The 17,638-nt window shown below is 60.9% G+C and carries 10 protein-coding genes; 7 read left to right on the top strand and 3 right to left on the bottom strand.

Annotated elements, in window-relative coordinates; all coding sequences use genetic code 11:
* Window positions 1-42: 42 nt before the first annotated feature.
* On the bottom strand, window positions 43-1,449 hold the full coding sequence (gene glnA / locus AC3WRD_RS01590) for a glutamate--ammonia ligase (RefSeq protein ID WP_085712782.1): 1,407 nt from the start codon (window positions 1,447-1,449) through the stop codon (window positions 43-45).
* A 328-nt stretch (window positions 1,450-1,777) separates the two neighbouring features.
* Between glnA and thiI the strand changes: the two genes are divergently transcribed.
* Together thiI and typA are read left to right on the top strand one after the other, a co-directional pair.
* Window positions 1,778-3,232 (top strand): tRNA uracil 4-sulfurtransferase ThiI, encoded by a 1,455-nt coding sequence (gene thiI, locus AC3WRD_RS01585; RefSeq protein ID WP_102622647.1) that lies wholly within the window; start codon window positions 1,778-1,780, stop codon window positions 3,230-3,232.
* 139 nt (window positions 3,233-3,371) lie between these two features.
* Window positions 3,372-5,192, top strand: coding sequence for a translational GTPase TypA (gene typA / locus AC3WRD_RS01580; RefSeq protein WP_096821971.1), 1,821 nt, complete (start codon window positions 3,372-3,374; stop codon window positions 5,190-5,192).
* Window positions 5,193-5,469: 277 nt separating this feature from the next.
* Here typA and AC3WRD_RS01575 read toward each other — a convergent pair whose 3' ends face one another.
* Window positions 5,470-5,907 (bottom strand): YkgJ family cysteine cluster protein, encoded by a 438-nt coding sequence (locus AC3WRD_RS01575; RefSeq protein WP_025110918.1) that lies wholly within the window; start codon window positions 5,905-5,907, stop codon window positions 5,470-5,472.
* Window positions 5,908-6,165: 258 nt separating this feature from the next.
* On the opposite strand from AC3WRD_RS01575, the gene AC3WRD_RS01570 reads away from it, so the two are divergent.
* The 5 genes from AC3WRD_RS01570 to AC3WRD_RS01550 all read left to right on the top strand — a co-directional run bounded on the left by AC3WRD_RS01570 (window position 6,166) and on the right by AC3WRD_RS01550 (window position 15,486).
* Window positions 6,166-8,616: a glycogen/starch/alpha-glucan phosphorylase gene (locus AC3WRD_RS01570; protein ID WP_096821972.1), complete on the top strand. Its 2,451-nt coding sequence runs from the start codon at window positions 6,166-6,168 to the stop codon at window positions 8,614-8,616.
* A gap of 103 nt (window positions 8,617-8,719) precedes the next feature.
* Window positions 8,720-12,313 carry a DUF2339 domain-containing protein gene (locus AC3WRD_RS01565; protein ID WP_102622648.1) on the top strand — a complete coding sequence of 1,198 codons (3,594 nt, stop codon included), beginning with the start codon at window positions 8,720-8,722 and terminating at the stop codon, window positions 12,311-12,313.
* The gene (locus AC3WRD_RS01560) at window positions 12,310-13,674 is read left to right on the top strand and encodes a DUF3999 domain-containing protein (protein ID WP_102622649.1); all 1,365 of its coding nucleotides are present in this window, start codon (window positions 12,310-12,312) and stop codon (window positions 13,672-13,674) included. The genes AC3WRD_RS01565 and AC3WRD_RS01560 overlap by 4 nt, the downstream gene beginning before the upstream one ends.
* Window positions 13,675-13,869: 195 nt before the next feature.
* Complete coding sequence (locus AC3WRD_RS01555) at window positions 13,870-14,880, top strand: class 1 fructose-bisphosphatase (RefSeq protein ID WP_096821975.1); 1,011 nt, start codon at window positions 13,870-13,872, stop codon at window positions 14,878-14,880.
* 3 nt (window positions 14,881-14,883) lie between these two features.
* The gene (locus AC3WRD_RS01550; RefSeq protein WP_102622650.1) at window positions 14,884-15,486 is read left to right on the top strand and encodes a DUF924 family protein; all 603 of its coding nucleotides are present in this window, start codon (window positions 14,884-14,886) and stop codon (window positions 15,484-15,486) included.
* 62 nt (window positions 15,487-15,548) lie between these two features.
* On the opposite strand, the gene AC3WRD_RS01545 is transcribed toward AC3WRD_RS01550, so the two are convergent.
* Window positions 15,549-17,441, bottom strand: a complete 1,893-nt coding sequence (locus AC3WRD_RS01545) for a methyl-accepting chemotaxis protein (protein ID WP_207267947.1) — start codon at window positions 17,439-17,441, stop codon at window positions 15,549-15,551.
* Between the last annotated feature and the right edge of the window lie 197 nt (window positions 17,442-17,638).

Genomic DNA, 17,638 nt, shown 5'->3' with positions numbered 1-17,638 from the left:
AGGCCTCTCTTTTGTCACGCCGCGTAGTGCAGCGCTACCGGATCAGCAGCTGTAGTACAGCTCATATTCCAGTGGGTGTACGAAGGTGCGAACCTTGATTTCTTCTTCGGATTTCAGCGCGATGTAGGCATCGATGAAGTCGTCGGAGAACACGCCGCCCTTGGTCAGGAACGCGCGGCCCTTGTCCAGCTCTTCCAGGGCTTCTTTCAGGCTGCCGCAAACTTGCGGGATCTCTTTCGCCTCTTCAGGCGGCAGGTCGTACAGGTTTTTGTCAGCCGCATCGCCTGGGTGGATCTTGTTCTGGATACCGTCCAGACCAGCCATCAGCAGTGCTGCGAAAGCCAGGTACGGGTTGGCAGCCGGATCCGGGAAACGTGCTTCGATACGACGGCCACGTGGGCTGTTGACGTAAGGAATACGGATCGAGGCGGAACGGTTGCGAGCCGAGTAGGCCAGCATCACCGGAGCTTCGAAACCTGGCACCAGACGCTTGTAGGAGTTGGTGGCCGGGTTGGTGAAGCCGTTCAGGGCCTTACCGTGCTTGATGATACCGCCGATGAAGTACAGGGCGGTTTCGGACAGGCCGGCATAGCCTTCGCCAGCGAAGGTGTTCTTGCCATCTTTGGCGATGGACATGTGAACGTGCATACCCGAACCGTTATCGCCGTACAGAGGCTTCGGCATGAAGGTCGCGGTGCGGCCATAGGCATCGGCCACGTTGTGTACAACGTATTTCAGAGTCTGAACTTCGTCAGCTTTCTTCACCAGGGTGTTGAACTTGACACCAATTTCGTTTTGACCGGCAGTTGCCACTTCGTGGTGGTGAACTTCAACGGTCTGACCCATCTCTTCCAGTGCGTTGCACATGGCGGTACGGATTTCGTGGTCGTGGTCGAACGGCGGAACCGGGAAGTAGCCGCCTTTCACGCCTGGACGGTGGCCCTTGTTGCCGCCTTCCACGTCCTGGTCGGACATCCACGAGCCTTGCTCGGAGTAGATCTTGAACATCGAGCCGGAGATGTCGGACTTGAACTTCACTTCGTCGAAGATGAAGAACTCAGGCTCCGGGCCGGCGAAAACGGTGTCACCGATACCGGTGGTCTTCAGATATTCCTCGGCACGGTGGGCGATGGCGCGCGGGTCGCGATCGTAGCCTTGCATGGTCGACGGTTCGATGATGTCGCAGACCAGGATCAGGGTCGGCTCTTCGGTGAACGGGTCGAGAACGGCGGTTTCGTCGTCCGGCAGCAGGATCATGTCGGAGGCTTCGATGCCTTTCCAGCCAGCGATGGAGGAACCGTCGAACATCTTGCCAACTTCGAAGAAGTCGTCTTCCAGCGCATCGCGAGCCGGCATGGTCACGTGGTGCTGAGTGCCTTTGGTGTCCGTGAAGCGCAGATCAATCCACTTGACGTCATGATCTTTGATGAGTTGAACCGACTTCGACATAGTGTCCTCCGGGTGGCTTAGGGCTGGTAGTGGATGCCCTTAAATGTTGGTGATGCCGGCGCGAATACTCTGCCAAGGCAACCTGCCTCACAAGGGAGCAAATTGCATGCCAGTGCCCCAGCATGGGTTTTTTGCCCCAAATTCACGCTAATAAAGGTGCGAAGTGCATAAAGGGTGAAAATCTCGCCCTTTAATGTAGCGCTTTAAGTCGAAAATGACCCGTTTTGGTGCATGCAAAACCTTCTGCACATTAACTGGTTAAACCTTGAGCAATTTCCGCTATAATCCGCGCCCCCCTTTTTCGGCTGGCCCTGCGCGCGCTGTTTTCATGAAACTAATCGTAAAAGTCTTCCCCGAGATCACCATCAAAAGCCGACCTGTCCGGACGAAATTCATCCGCCAGCTGGCCAAGAACATCCGCACCGTGCTCCGCGACCTGGACCCGGCCGTGGTGGTGAACGGTGTGTGGGACAATCTCGAGCTGGAAACCCGCGTTACCGACCCCAAGGCCCTGAAAGAGATGGGCGAGCGCCTGACCTGCATGCCGGGCATCGCGCACTTTCTGCAGATCGACGAGTACCCGCTGGGCGACTTCGACGACATCACCGAGAAGTGCAAAGAGCACTACGGCGATGCACTGGCCGGGAAGATTTTCTCGGTGCGCTGCAAACGTGCGGGCAAGCATGCGTTCAGCTCGATGGACGTCGAAAAATACGTCGGCAGCAAGCTGCGCCGTGAGTGCGGTGCTGCCGGAATCGACTTGAAACAGCCGGAAATCGAAGTCCGCATCGAAGTTCGCGACAAACGGTTGTTTGTGATCCACAGCCAGCACAATGGCATCGGCGGCTACCCGCTCGGTGCGCTGGAGCAGACGCTGGTATTGATGTCCGGCGGCTTTGACTCGACGGTTGCCGCCTACCAGATCATGCGTCGCGGCCTGATGGCGCACTTCTGCTTCTTCAATCTGGGCGGTCGTGCCCACGAATTGGGCGTGATGGAAGTCGCGCATTTCATCTGGAAGAAGTACGGCAGCTCGCAACGCGTGCTATTTGTCAGTGTTCCGTTCGAAGAAGTGTTGGGCGAAATTCTCGGCAAAGTCGATAACAGTCATATGGGCGTCGTATTGAAGCGTATGATGTTGCGCGCGTCCTCGGCCATCGCCGAGCGTCTGCACATTGATGCGCTGGTCACCGGCGAGGCGATCTCCCAGGTGTCGAGCCAGACGCTGCCGAACCTGTCGGTGATCGACTGCGTGACCGACAAACTGGTCCTGCGTCCGCTGATCGTCGCCCACAAGCAGGACATCATCGACACGGCCAACGAGATCGGCACCGCCGATTTCGCCCGGCACATGCCGGAGTACTGCGGGGTCATTTCGGTCAATCCGAAGACCGCCGCCAAGCTTGGTCGCGTTGAGCACGAAGAGCAGGAATTCGACATGGCGGTGCTTGAGCGTGCGCTCGCAAACGCCAGACTGGTGCCGATCGATCGGGTGATCGACGAATTGGGCCAGGATTTGCAAATCGAAGAAGTCAGCGAAGCACTGGCCGGCCAGATCGTCATCGACATCCGTCACCCGGATGCCGCCGAGGATGAGCCGCTGGAGCTCGAGGGCATAGAAGTACAGACGATGCCGTTCTACGCAGTGAACGCTCGTTTCAAGGAGCTGGATCCGACTCGCCAGTACCTGCTGTATTGCGACAAAGGCGTGATGAGTCGCCTGCATGCTCACCATTTGCTCAGTGAGGGGCATGCCAATGTGCGCGTTTATCGACCGAGCTAAGTGCCCGGGGCTGTTTGCCTGTGGCCTGCGTCACCGGCCCCCCGACACCGCCGTCAAGCTGTAACGGCCATGCCGGACACTACTGCTAATCGCTGCCAAGACTTGTCAGCAAACCGAATCCTCTGATCGAGATACACAAGTGATCGAAAATCTACGCAACATCGCCATCATTGCCCACGTTGACCATGGTAAAACCACCCTGGTAGACAAACTCCTGCGTCAATCCGGCACTCTGGAGCGCAACGAGCTCAACGACGAGCGCGTGATGGACTCCAACGACCAGGAAAAAGAGCGCGGCATTACCATTCTGGCGAAAAACACCGCCATCAACTGGAACGGCTACCACATCAACATCGTGGACACCCCGGGCCACGCCGACTTCGGCGGCGAAGTTGAGCGCGTAATGTCCATGGTTGACTCCGTGCTGCTGCTGGTTGACGCTCAAGACGGCCCTATGCCGCAAACCCGTTTCGTGACCAAGAAGGCTTTCGAAGCCGGCCTGCGTCCAATCGTGGTCATCAACAAGGTTGACCGTCCGGGCGCGCGTCCTGACTGGGTTCTGGACCAGATCTTCGATCTGTTCGACAACCTGGGCGCTACCGAAGAACAACTGGACTTCCAGGTTGTTTACGCTTCGGCCCTGAACGGCATCGCCGGTCTGGACCACACCGCCATGGCGGAAGACATGACCCCGCTGTACCAAGCGGTAGTCGACCACGTTCCAGCTCCTGCTGTTGACCGTGACGGCCCGTTCCAGATGCAGATCTCCGCTCTGGACTACAACAGCTTCCTGGGTGTTATCGGTGTTGGCCGTATCGCTCGTGGTCGCGTCAAGCCGAACACTCCGGTTGTCGCTATCGACGCCAACGGCAAGCGCCGCAACGGCCGTATCCTGAAGCTGATGGGTCACCACGGTCTGCACCGCATCGACGTTGAAGAAGCAGCTGCCGGCGACATCGTCTGCATCAGCGGTTTCGACGAGCTGTTCATCTCCGACACCCTGTGCGACATCAACACCGTCGAGGCGATGAAGCCTCTGACCGTTGACGAGCCAACCGTTTCCATGACCTTCCAGGTAAACGACTCGCCATTCTGCGGTAAAGAAGGCAAGTTCGTGACCTCCCGTAACATCAAGGATCGTCTGGACAAAGAGCTGCTGTACAACGTTGCACTGCGCGTTGAAGAAGGCGACTCGGCTGACAAGTTCAAGGTTTCCGGCCGTGGTGAGCTGCACCTCTCGGTACTGATCGAAACCATGCGTCGCGAAGGCTTCGAGCTGGCCCTGGGCCGTCCTGAAGTGATCATCCGTGAAGTTGACGGCGTGAAGCAGGAACCGTTCGAAAACGTAACCATCGACATCCCTGAAGAATCGCAGGGCAAGGTCATGGAAGAGATGGGTCTGCGTAAAGGCGACCTGAGCAACATGGTGCCGGATGGCAAGGGCCGTGTTCGTCTGGAATACAACATCCCTGCTCGCGGTCTGATCGGTTTCCGTAACCAGTTCCTGACCCTGACCAACGGTGCTGGCATCCTGACCTCGATCTTCGATCGTTACGCTCCAGTGAAGTCGGGCCACATGTCCGGCCGTCAGAACGGCGTTCTGGTTTCGGTTGAAACCGGCAAGGCGCTGACCTACTCCCTGGAAACCCTGCAGGCTCGTGGCAAGCTGTTCGTAGAACACGGCCAGGAGATCTACAACGGTCAGATCGTTGGTCAGAACTCCCGCGACAACGACCTGGGTGTAAACCCAACCAAAGGCAAGAAGCTCGACAACATGCGTGCTTCGGGTAAAGACGAAACCATCGCTCTGGTTCCACCTGTTCGCTTCACCCTGGAACAGGCTCTGGAATACATCCAGGAAGACGAGCTGTGCGAAGTCACTCCTAAGTCCATCCGTCTTCGCAAGAAGATCCTGGACGAAAGCGAGCGTACCCGCGCTGCCAAGAAAGCCAAGGCGTAATTTAGCCCAGGCTTAAAAAAACGCCCCCGGTCGAGAGACCGGGGGCGTTTTTGTTTGTCCGGGGAAATGTGAATGGGCCTTGAAGATCAAGAGCCCCTCACCCTAGCCCTCTCCCGGGGGGAGAGGGAACCGATTGGGGGATGCTTAAGATTTACACCGACCTGATCTGGCGTTACCGAATCCATAATCGACTCGATTTTTCAGGTCGATGTATGACGCAAGACACCACGGTCGGCTCCCTCTCCCTCCGGGAGAGGGCTGGGGTGAGGGTCGGCTTTTAGAACTTCTCAATCGCCCGGAAATTCTGCACCCGCTCCACTTCCTTCGGCTTGTACGCGCAATACCCCGGACGCGGGCCGATTTTCGGGTGGTTGCGGCAGGTGTCCGGGCGCTTGTCATAAATGGTGCACAGCCGGCTCTTACGATCCAGGTAGTAGCAATCGTTGTTGCTCATGCGTTGCAGGGTGAAGATCCCCGACTTCTGGTTGAAGCGTTCCACCAGGCCTTCCTTTTGCAGGCGCTTGGCGATGTTCTTCGGCGGGTCGCCCAGTTCGAACTCGTCGACCACACCGATACGCACCAGATCCTTGATCTTGACCTCGACCGGCAGCGTGCAGCAGCTGGACATGCACGATCCGCACATCGGGGCCGAATATTTGGCCCAGGTATCGAGACGGTCGATCTCGGCTGCGGCGATCAGGTTGGGCTTCATCATCGGGGTTTACCAGGCATGTGCATCAGGGCGCGCGATCATACCGGGACTGGTGGATTTTTGAACAACCTTTCGCCAGATTTTTTCTTCCTGCCGCCACCAGGACTGACAATTCGGCACGGCCCCTGCATTCATTCAGGCATTCGCCAGGGTAGTGCCGGACGAACGCTCACTCTCAGGAAAAACTGCCGAACCAGAGCCAACACCGTCGGTCAGACCGTCTAGGCTCTGACAATTCCCCGCTCGCTCGAGGTCCTATCGATGACTCAAGAACCACTAGTTCGCGAAGCAGAGGTGGCCGCATTCCGCGACGCCGTCCTGACCAAACTCACCTACGCGGTGGGCAAAGACCCGGATCACGCCTTTGACCATGACTGGTTCGAAGCCATCGCCCTGGCGGCGCGCGATCACATGGTCGAGCACTGGATGGACCACACCCGGCAGATCTACCGAAAAGGTCAGAAGCGGGTGTATTACCTTTCGCTGGAATTCCTCATCGGTCGTTTGCTGTACGACAGTTTGAGCAATCTCGGTCTGCTCGACGTCGCCCGTGAAGCATTGACCGAACTGGGCGTGGATCTGGAGCGCATCCGCCTGCTGGAACCCGACGCTGCACTGGGCAACGGTGGCCTCGGACGGCTGGCAGCGTGCTTCATGGAAAGCATGTCGACCCTCGGCATCGCCGGTCATGGTTACGGCATCCGATACGAACACGGGTTGTTCCGTCAGGCCATTGTCGATGGCTGGCAGCAGGAACAGACCGAGCACTGGCTGGATTTCGGCAACCCGTGGGAATTCGAACGGCCGGAGGTCGTGTACTCCATCGGGTTTGGCGGCAGCGTCGAGACTGTCACCGATGTCAGCGGCAAGAGCAAACAGGTCTGGCACCCGGCAGAAACCGTCCGGGCGATTGCCTACGACACCCCGGTGGTCGGCTGGCGCGGGGCGAGCGTCAACACCTTGCGCCTGTGGCGGGCCCGGGCCATGGAAGATTTGCACCTGGAACGCTTCAACGCGGGTGACCACCTGGGCGCCGTCGCCGAAGTGGCCCGGGCCGAAAGCATCTCCCGCGTCCTTTATCCGGCGGACAGCACTGAGGCCGGCCAGGAATTGCGCCTGCGTCAGGAATACTTCTTCGTCGCCGCCTCGCTTCAGGACCTGCTGCGCCGTCATCGCAACATGCACACCTCGGTGCTGACCCTGGGTGATCACGCGGCGATCCAGCTCAACGACACTCACCCCTCGATCGCCGTCGCCGAACTGATGCGCCAACTGGTGGACGTCTACGACGTGGCCTGGGACGCGGCGTGGCAAGTCACCGTCGACACGCTGTCGTACACCAACCACACGCTGCTGCCCGAAGCCCTTGAAACCTGGCCGGTGGGCCTGATGGAACGAATGTTGCCCCGGCACATGCAGATCATTTACCTGATCAACGCCCAGCACATCGATTCACTACGGGCCAAGGGCATCCATGATTTCGACGTGTTGCGCGCGGTGTCGCTGATTGAAGAAGACAATGGCCGCCGGGTGCGCATGGGTAACCTTGCGTTCCTTGGCTCCCACAGCGTCAACGGCGTGTCGGGGCTGCACACGCAACTGATGCGCAAAACCGTGTTCGCCGAACTGCACAAACTCTACCCGGAGCGGATCAACAACAAGACCAACGGCATCACCTTCCGCCGCTGGCTGTACCAGGCCAACCCGGAGCTGACGTCGATGCTGGTCGATTCCCTCGGCCCGGACGTTTTGGATAACCCCGAACAGCGTCTGCTCGATCTCGAGCCTTTCGCCGAGAAACCCGCCTTCCGCAAAGCCTTCGCCGAACAACGGCTGCACAGCAAAAAGGCCCTTGCCTATTTGATTCACGAACGACTGGGGATCGCGGTCAACCCGGCGGCGATGTTCGACGTGCAGGTCAAGCGGATTCACGAATACAAACGTCAGTTGCTCAACCTGATGCACACCGTCGCGCTGTATCAGGCGATCCGCGCCGAGCCGGAAATCGACTGGGTGCCGCGAGTGAAAATCTTCGCCGGCAAAGCGGCGGCGAGTTATCACCAGGCCAAGCTGATCATCAAACTGACCAACGATATCGCCCGCGTGGTGAACAACGACCCGACCGTGCGCGGCCTGCTGAAAGTGGTGTTCCTGCCCAACTACAACGTCAGTCTGGCGGAAAGCATCATTCCGGCGGCGGACTTGTCGGAGCAGATCTCCACCGCCGGTTTCGAAGCCTCGGGCACCAGCAACATGAAGTTCGGCCTCAATGGCGCGCTGACCATCGGCACCCTCGACGGCGCCAACGTGGAAATGTGCGAGCGCATTGGCGCCGAGCACATGTTCATTTTCGGCCTGAGCGCCCAGCAGGTCGAAGCGCGCAAGCAGAACCACGAGTTCAGCGCGGTGCCGGATATCGCCGCCTCCCATCGTTTGAACGATGTATTGCAGGCGATTCGCGGCGGTGTGTTTTCACCGGACGACACGTCGCGCTACACCGGGCTGATCGATTCGCTGGTGGATTACGACCGCTTCCTGGTCTGCGCCGATTTCGACTCTTACTGGGAGGCGCAAATGCGCGTCGATGCGCTCTGGCACGATTCCAACAAGTGGTGGCGCTCGGCGGTGTTGAACACGTCGCGGATGGGCTGGTTCTCCTCCGACCGGACGATTCGCGAGTACGCCACGGATATCTGGAAGGCGCTGGAGTAACTTTTAGCGACAAATGTGCGCCCGGCCCCCACGCTTGTTGGGCCGGGCCGATATACTGAGCCCTGGTTCGGCCCCGCTTCGGGGCTGCTCAGGGATATCGACCATGCAATGGATGTTCATGTTGATCGGGCTGCTGCTCGGTTGGCTGCTCGACGAATCGTTCAGTTCTGCGCTATTGGGCGCGTTGTTGGGCCTGGCGATCGGGCAGACGATCCGCATCATGCGGCTCGGCTCGCAGGTGGCGGAGCAACAGCAGCAACTTGAACAGGCGAAGGTGGCTTTGCAGGGTGTCGCGCAGCGTCTGTATCTGCTGGAGGGTTCGCCTTCTCACGCGGTGCCGGCGCCAGGCGTAGAGCCAGCCCCCGAGCCTTTGGTCGGGCCCGTCGATATCGTCGAAGAAGCGCCGGCCCCCGAACTGGTCTGGGAGCTGCCGCCCGAACTCGAACCTCTCTCTGCCGTCGCCAGCGAAACCAGTCAGCCGCTGCCGGCCGATGTCTGGCGTCTCGACGCCGTTACTGCCGACCTTCCCGAGCCGCAGCAACCCGCTGAACCCCGTGGCCCGAACCTTATCGAGCGCGGCATCAGCGCTGCGCGCAACTGGCTGTTCGGTGGCAACACCGTGTTGCGGGTCGGCGTGGTGCTGTTGTTTTTCGGTCTGGCCTTCCTGCTGCGCTACGCCACTGAAGGCATGGTGGTGCCGATCGAAATGCGCTATGCCGGAGTCGCGGCAGCAGCACTGGGGTTGCTGGCGCTGGGCTGGTGGTTGCGCCATCGCAACAGCAGCTACGCCTTGATGCTGCAAGGCACCGGGATCGCGGTGTTGTACCTGACGGTGTTTGCGGCGATGCGTCTGCACCCGCTGCTCGATCCGTCCGCTGCACTGGGATTGCTGGTAGCGGTGACGGTGTTCTCGGCCATTCTGGCCATCACCCAGGACTCCCTCGCCCTGGCCTGCGTTGCGGCCTTGGGCGGTTTTGCCGCGCCGATCCTGACCTCCACCGGCGCCGGTAATCATGTCGCGTTGTTCAGTTATTTCGCGCTGCTCAACGCCGGCATCCTGGCCATCGCCTGGTTCAAGGCCTGGCGCCTGCTCAACCTGATCGGTTTCGCCGGCACCTTCGGCATCGGTTTCGCCTGGGGGCTGCGTTCGTATGCGCCGGAACTGCTGTGGAGTACCGAGCCGTTCCTGATTCTGTTCTTCCTGATGTACCTGGCCATCGGCCTGCTGTTCGCCCGACGCAAGTTGCTGGACATGCCGGACGCCCCGGCAGAGAACGATCGCGAGGCGCTGCTGAATTGGTCGGCGCGCAAGGGTGACTACGTCGACGGCACGATGCTGTTCGGCCCGCCGCTGGTGGGTTTCGGTCTGCAATTCGCGCTGGTGCAGCATCTGGAGTTCGCCGCCGCGTTCAGCGCGTTGGCACTGGGCATGATTTACATGACGCTCGCTCGGGTGCTGATGGGCGGCCGGGCGTTGTTGCTGGGCGAGACTTGCCTGGCGCTGGGGGTGATTTTCGCCAGCCTGGCGATTCCACTGGGGCTGGATGCGCGCTGGACATCTGCTGCCTGGGCAGTGGAGGGCGCGGGGATTTTCTGGCTCGGCCTGCGTCAGCACCGGCCGTTTGCCCGGGCCTTCGCATTGCTGCTGCAACTCGGTTCGGCGCTGGCGTTTCTCAGCCAGTTGCGTGTCGGCGAAAGCAGCCTGCTCGACGGTGCACCGCTGGGCGCGCTGATGCTCGGCATCGCGCTGCTGTTCAGTTTCTATCAGTTGCGCAAAGCCCCGGCGGAATACACCTCGGCTTGGGAGCGGCAGGGCTTGCCGGTATTGGCGAGTCTCGGTCTGACGTTCCTCTATCTGCTGGCGCCGCTGTTTTTCTTCACCCACGGTACGGCGATCAGTTGGGCGCTGGCCGGGCTGGTGACCTTGTTCGTCGGTTTGCGCCTGCAATCGCGCACGTTCCTGTTCACCGCGTTTGCCGTGCAGTTGCTGGGTGGTGCGTTGTTCCTGTTGCGCCTGCAAGGGGCGGGCGAGGATTCGGCGGCCGTGTTCAGCGCCGGCTGGAGCGGTTTGCTCAGCGCCTCGCTGATCGGTCTGGCGTTGATCGCCGGCATGCTGCTGGCGGCGCGCGACGAGATGGTGCGCAACGATGTTCGTCTGTTGCGCGGTTTGTCGGTGGTGCTGCTGGCGGGGTTGGTGCTGATCAATCTGGCGGTGTTGTTCGTCCTGCCGTGGCAAACCGCGAGCGCCGTGTGGGCGGCCAGTGGGTTGCTGATCATCTGGCTCAGTCTGTACCTCAAGCAGCGCGTGAGTTTTGTCTTCGGTCTGCTGTTGCAACTGATCGGCGGCGCGGCGTTTTTGCTGGCCGGTCCCGAGCTGCTCGGGCCGCTGTCCAGCGAAGGTCTGCGACCGCTGGCCCATGGCGGGTTCTGGACGCCGCTGGTGCTGGGTCTGGCGGCGATGATCGGGGCGTGGCGCCTGCAACTGGGCAATCACGCTTCCGCGTTCGATGTGCTGAGTTTGCAGCGACTGTCCGAAGTGTTGCTGGTGTGGGGCGCCGGTTGGTGGGCGTTGGCGTGGGTCAGCGAAGTGCTGCGCTTTGCGCCGCTGAATCTGCAGGCAACGCTGTTGCTGCTGGTCGCCGCGCTGAGCATCGCATTGTGGGCGCTGTTGGCAATGCGTTTGAAATGGCCTTCGCTTGGTTTGCTCTGCACCTTGCTGATACCGGCAGCCGGGCTGGTGTTGCTCGCTGCGTGGCACTCGCGTTATCACCCGGCGGCCAACTTCGGCTGGCTGGCGTGGGCAGCAGTGTTTGCGGTGCATTTCTTCAGCCTGCGGCGTCTGGCGCCGATGTTGCCGGCGCGGGCCTTGAGCACGGCGCATGTGCTCGGTTGCTGGCTGCTGATCGGCGTGCTGGCGCTGGAGCTGCGCTACGGTCTGCTGTTGTTGTCCGAGCAATACAACGCTTGGCGCTGGCTGGGCTGGGCGATTCTGCCGAGTGTCTATCTGTTGCTGATGGCCGCGCCGCGCAACTGGCCGTGGCCGGTGGCAGCGTTCCCTCGCGAGTACCGCTTGTACGCGGCGGCGCCGCTGGCGGTGTTGATGCTTGTCTGGTTCTGGCTGGCGAACGGAGTGAGTGACGGCAACGCCGAACCACTGCCTTACGTGCCGCTGATCAACCCATTGGAGCTGGGCCTGTTGATCGCGTTGTTCAGCGTCTATGTCTGGTCACGCAGCGCGGTCACCGAGCTGTCGATCCGCAAGGATTACGCCGCTCACGCCTCGCAATTGATTGCCGGTGTTTCGCTGTTCGCGTTCTGCACCGCGATGGTGACCCGCGCCGCGCACCATTGGGCGGGGATTCCGTTCGAGCTGGACCTGTTGCTTGAGTCGATGCTGGTGCAGGCCGGGTTGTCCATCGTCTGGACGCTGATGGCGCTTGGGCTGATGATCGGCGGGCATCTGCGTCATCGCCGCGAAGTGTGGCTGATCGGTGCGGCGCTGATTGCGCTGGTGGTGGCCAAATTGATTTTTGTCGAACTGAGCAACCGTGGCGGGCTGGCCCGGATCGTCTCGTTTATCGGCGTCGGCGTGTTGCTGCTGGTGGTGGGCTACTTCGCGCCGCTGCCGCCCAAACGCGTCGAAGCTGCACCGGAGGCGGACAAACCGGCCCCGGAAACCGAAGGAGTGTCGTCTTGAGTCGCAAGCTTAATCTGGGGTGGCTGTTGCTGGGCGTGGCCATGACGGCCGGCGCCCAGGAAAAACCGGCGGACTTCGCCGCACAGGTGCCGTTGTCGGTCAGTGGCGCAGGCCCGTGGTATCGCCTCGAACTGCCGCTGAGCGTGCAGTTGCAGGCGCGTCAGACCGATCTCAGCGACCTGCGGGTGTTCAACGCCGCCGGAGAGCCCCAGGCGTATGCGCTGGCCCGGGAATCAGCGCAGACCCGCGACGACGGCCAGTTGAACACGGTGAAGTGGTTCCCGCTGTACAACTCGGCGGATGCCACTGAGCGCGCGCCGAGTGTGCGGGTGCAGTCCACGACTACCGGCACGCTGGTGGAAGTGCAGCCATCCAGCCAACTGGAAGCGGGGGAAGAGGTGCTGCGCGGCTGGCTGCTCGATGCCAGCGCGATCAAGGCGCCGTTGCAGCAACTGATCCTCGACTGGACCAGCGAGCGCGACGGCTTCCAGCGTTTCAGCATCGAGGCCAGCGACGACTTGCAGCACTGGCAAGCCTGGGGCGAAGGCCAGGTCGCGCGCCTGACCTTTTCCGATGAGCGCATCGAGCAGCACGAAGTCGCGTTGCCGGGGCAATCGGCGCGCTATCTGCGTCTGTTGTGGGATTCGCCCAATGCGGCCCCGACCCTGACGTCGGCGCAGTTGAAAAGCAGCGACCCGCAAAACCTGCCGCTGCCGCTCGTCTGGTCGCCAGCGCTGGCCGGCAGCAGCACCAAGGCCGGGGAGTACACCTGGCAGTTGCCGATGGGGCTGAATATCGAGCGGGTCCAGGTCGAGCTGAAGCAACCCAACAGCCTGGCGCCGGTGACGCTCTCGGGGCGCCGCGAAACCAGTCTGCCGTGGCAGCCGTTGAGCAGCGGCTTGCTCTATCGCCTGACCCAGAATGGCCAGGACGTGGTGCAGAACGAATTGCAGCTCTACGGGCAGACCGTCCAGCAGTTGAAACTGACGGTCGACGAACGCGGCGGCGGTCTCGGCGAGCAGGCGCCGAGCGTCAAGTACGCGGTGCGCGCCACCCAGGTGATCTTCCTCGCCCGCGGCGACGGGCCGTACAGCCTGGCGCTGGGCAATCCGACGGTGAGAACGGCGAACTTGCCGCTCTCGACCCTGATCCCCGACTTCAAACCGGAGAAACTGGCCACACTTGGCAAGGCGACGGTGCAGGGTGAGGCGGTGGCGAGCCAGACTTCGACGGCCACCTCGGCAGCCACAACCGACACCAACTGGAAGAAATTCGGCCTGTGGGCGGTGTTGCTGCTCAGTGTGCTGTTTCTGGCCGCGATGGCCTTCAGTCTGCTGCGCAAGCCGCCGGCCAAGTCCTGAATATGACGGGTGTGGCCTCTACACCCGTCGGGTTTCCAACTACGCTGAATCCGGTGCATGAACTCTCTCGGTTCGATCACGTCTGATAGCAGGAATTGCACCCGACGCACGTTACCGGGCGTCATTGCTCGCTACGGTTTCAGACTCCCTGTAAACTGCGCGGGTTTTTAGCCCCCCATTCCACCGGAGCCGTCCATGTCCCGCGTTACCCTGAGTCGCTATTTGATTGAGCAGACCCGCAGCAACAACACTCCTGCCGATCTGCGCTTCCTGATCGAAGTGGTGGCGCGTGCCTGCAAGGAGATCAGCCACGCCGTGTCCAAAGGCGCCCTGGGCGGCGTTCTGGGCAGCATGGGCACTGAAAACGTGCAAGGTGAAGTGCAGAAGAAGCTCGACGTGCTGTCGAACGAAATTCTGCTCGAAGCCAACGAATGGGGCGGTCACCTGGCCGGCATGGCGTCCGAGGAAATGGACAACGCCTACCAGATCCCGGGCAAATACCCGAAAGGTGCCTACCTGCTGGTATTCGACCCGCTGGACGGTTCGTCGAACATCGACATCAACGCGCCGGTCGGCACCATCTTCTCGGTACTGCGTTGCCCGAACGAATACCTGAGCCAGAACGAGCCTTTGAATGAAAAGGCCTTCCTGCAGCCAGGCACTCAGCAAGTGGCCGCCGGTTATGCCATCTACGGTCCGCAAACCATGCTGGTGCTGACCCTGGGCCACGGCGTGAAAGGCTTTACCCTGGACCGCGAAATGGGCAGCTTCGTCCTGACCCACGAAGACATCACCATTCCTGAAAGCACCCAGGAATTCGCCATCAACATGTCCAACCAGCGTCACTGGGAAGCCCCGGTACAGCGCTACGTTTCGGAACTGCTGGCCGGTGAAGAAGGCCCGCTGAAAAAGAACTACAACATGCGCTGGGTCGCGGCGATGGTTGCCGACGTGCACCGCATCCTGACCCGTGGCGGTCTGTTCATGTACCCGCGCGATAGCCGCGAGCCGTCCAAACCGGGCAAACTGCGCCTGATGTACGAAGCCAACCCGATGTCGTTCCTGGTGGAACAGGCGGGCGGCGCTTCCACCGACGGTCACCAGCGCATCCTCGACATTCAGCCTGAAGGCCTGCACCAGCGCGTAGCGGTGTTCCTCGGCTCGAAAGAAGAAGTCGCTCGCGCCACGGCTTACCACAAGGAATAAACCATGATCGCGCCCTGGCAGCCGTTGCTCGATTGGTGGTTCGGTCATTCCGAATCGGCCACTGAAGTGACGGCGCAACAGGGCAAGTTGTGGTTCGGCAAGAAAGACAGCCAGGACCTCGAAGCGCGTGAGCGTTTCGGGGTCTTTGTCGATCAGGCCCTCGCTGGCGAATTGACCGAGTGGACGCAACGTCCCGAAGGTTGGCTGGCGGTGGTGCTGCTGCTCGATCAACTCCCGCGAATGATCTTTCGCGATACTCCCAAAGCTTTCTCTGGTGATCTACGGGCACAGAAGCTGGTTGCCCAAGGCATCGCGGCGGATTTCGATCGGCAGTTGAAGCCGATCCAGCGACTCTTCATCTACCTCGTCTTCGAACACTGCGAAAACCTCGCGGTGCAGAATGAAGCGGTCTCGCGATTCATCGAACTGGTGGCCGAACAGCCGGAGGCGGAGCGCGGGGTGTTTGCCGACAACCTGGATTATGCCGAGCGGCATCAGCGGGTGATTGCGCGGTTTGGGCGGTTTCCGCATCGCAATGCGGTGTTGGGGCGGGTGTCTACGGCGGAGGAGTTGGCGTTTCTTTCGCAGCCGGGGTCGAGTTTCTGAATCAGCATCAAGACGACTGACCTCTTCGCAGAAAGGCCCGCGAAGAGATCAGTGAGAGCGCCTTATATCCTGAAGCTGCCTACCAACTGCTTCAACCGCGCCGCCTGCTGCTCAAGATCCGCACAAGCGCGCAACGTCGCCTGCAAGTTCTCCACACCTTCCTGGTTCAGCGTGTTGATCTCGTTGATGTCGACGTTGATCGACTCGACCACGGCCGTCTGCTCTTCCGTTGCCGTCGCCACCGACTGGTTCATGCCGTCGATCTCGCCGATGCGCTGGGTCACGCTGCCCAGGCGTTCGCCGGCCTGGTTGGCGATGCCGACGCTGCTTTCGCTCTCACGCTGGCTTTCGGTCATGATGCCGACCGCCTGACGCGCGCCGACCTGCAGCTCTTCGATCATTTTCTGCACTTGCTGCGCCGAATCCTGGGTGCGGTGCGCCAGGTTGCGCACTTCGTCGGCCACCACGGCGAAACCACGACCGGCCTCACCGGCACGGGCTGCTTCGATGGCGGCGTTGAGGGCCAGCAGGTTGGTCTGTTGGGAGATGCTGGTGATCACTTCCAGAATCTGCCCGATGTTCACGGTGTTGCTGTTCAGCGTTTCGATGTTGCCGCAGGAATCGCTGATCTTCGCCGACAGTTGTTGCATCGCGTGGATGGTTTTATCCACAACTTGCTGGCCGTCTTCGGCCAGGCTGCGCGCGTCGCTGGAGTGTTGCGAGGCGAGGGCGGCGTTCTGGGCGATTTCCTGGGCGGCGGCGCCGAGTTGATTGATCGCGGCGGCCACGCTGTTGGTACGCGAGGCCTGCTGGTCAGAGTTGTACATCGACGAGTTGGACGCCGCGACCACGCGCAGGGCAACTTCGTTGACCTGGCCAGTGGCAGAAGACACTTCGCGGATCGAGGTATGGATACGTTCGACGAAGCGGTTGAACGACAAGCCCAGCGCGCCGAATTCGTCGTGGCCGTGGATGGTCAGGCGTTTGGTCAGGTCGCCTTCGCCTTCGGCGATGTCATGCATGGCGCGGCCCATGGTCAGCAGCGGTTGCATCAGGACGCGGATCAGCATGCCGAGCAAGGCGATGATGATCACCACGGCGATGATCATGGCGATCAGCGCCGAGGTGCGGAACTCGCTGAGCATCGAGAATGCGGTGTCCTTGTCCAGCACCAGCGCCACGTACCAGTCGGCCGACGGCACGCCGTTGACGCGGGTGAAGGAGATCAGTTGGGTCTTGCCGTTGAACTCGACTTCTTTCAGGCCCGGGCTGACTTTTGGTGCGCCGTTGGGATAGGCCTCGGCCAGGGTCTTGAGCACCAGTTTGCTGTCGGGGTGGATCAGGATCTTGCCGTCGGCACTGACGATGAACGCGTGGCCATGGCCGCCGAAGTTCAGCGAGTTGATGATTGCGCTGATGCTGGTCAAGTCGATGTCGGCCCCGGCCACACCGATCATCTGGCCCTGGCGCTGCACCGGGGTGGCAACGGTAATCACCAGTTTGCCCGACGAGGCGGCGATGTACGGTTCGGTGACGATGGTCTGCTGTGCGCTGTTCGCGGCCTTGTACCAGCCACGGGCGCGCGGGTCGTAATCCGGTGCGCGGTTGCCGGCCGGGACCGAGAACATCACGCCGTCGGCACCGCCGAAATAGCTGAGCTGGAAATTGCCGGTGTAGGCGGGCAGGTCGATGATGCGCTTAAGGCTGGCGGGGGCATTGCCGTCGGCGACAACCTGCTGCGACATCGATTGCAGCAATTGAATGCGGCTTTCCAGCCAGGTCTGGATGTTGCTGGTGGTCAGGCTGCCCAGTTCCTGCATTGACGCTTCGGTGCTGGTTTGCAGGGCTTCGCGTTGTCGATAGTCGTTGAACAAAATGAAACAGGCGAACGCAACGGCCACCACGAGGGCGGCAGCCAACAAGATCTTGTGGCTGAATTTCATGTTTCTGGTCATTAAGTGAGCTACCGCGAAGGGGCTGGTCAAGAAGGGGGCGGCAATTTGCCACACTCTGGGGCTTTGCGCTGCTCTTATTTCGACCGCGGCGCGCCAAAGATTAGGCGACTTTTGCGAAAGGCGACGAAATGCTCAATAGCCCTACAAAGTGTCTGATTTGCTGATGAAAGCCGGACGAGCGGGCTAACAAATAGCCA

It is taken from the genome of Pseudomonas sp. FW215-R2 (assembly GCF_058789255.1).
Note: the sequence above shows the minus strand (reverse complement) of the source record. Positions and strands in the feature narration are given on the sequence as shown.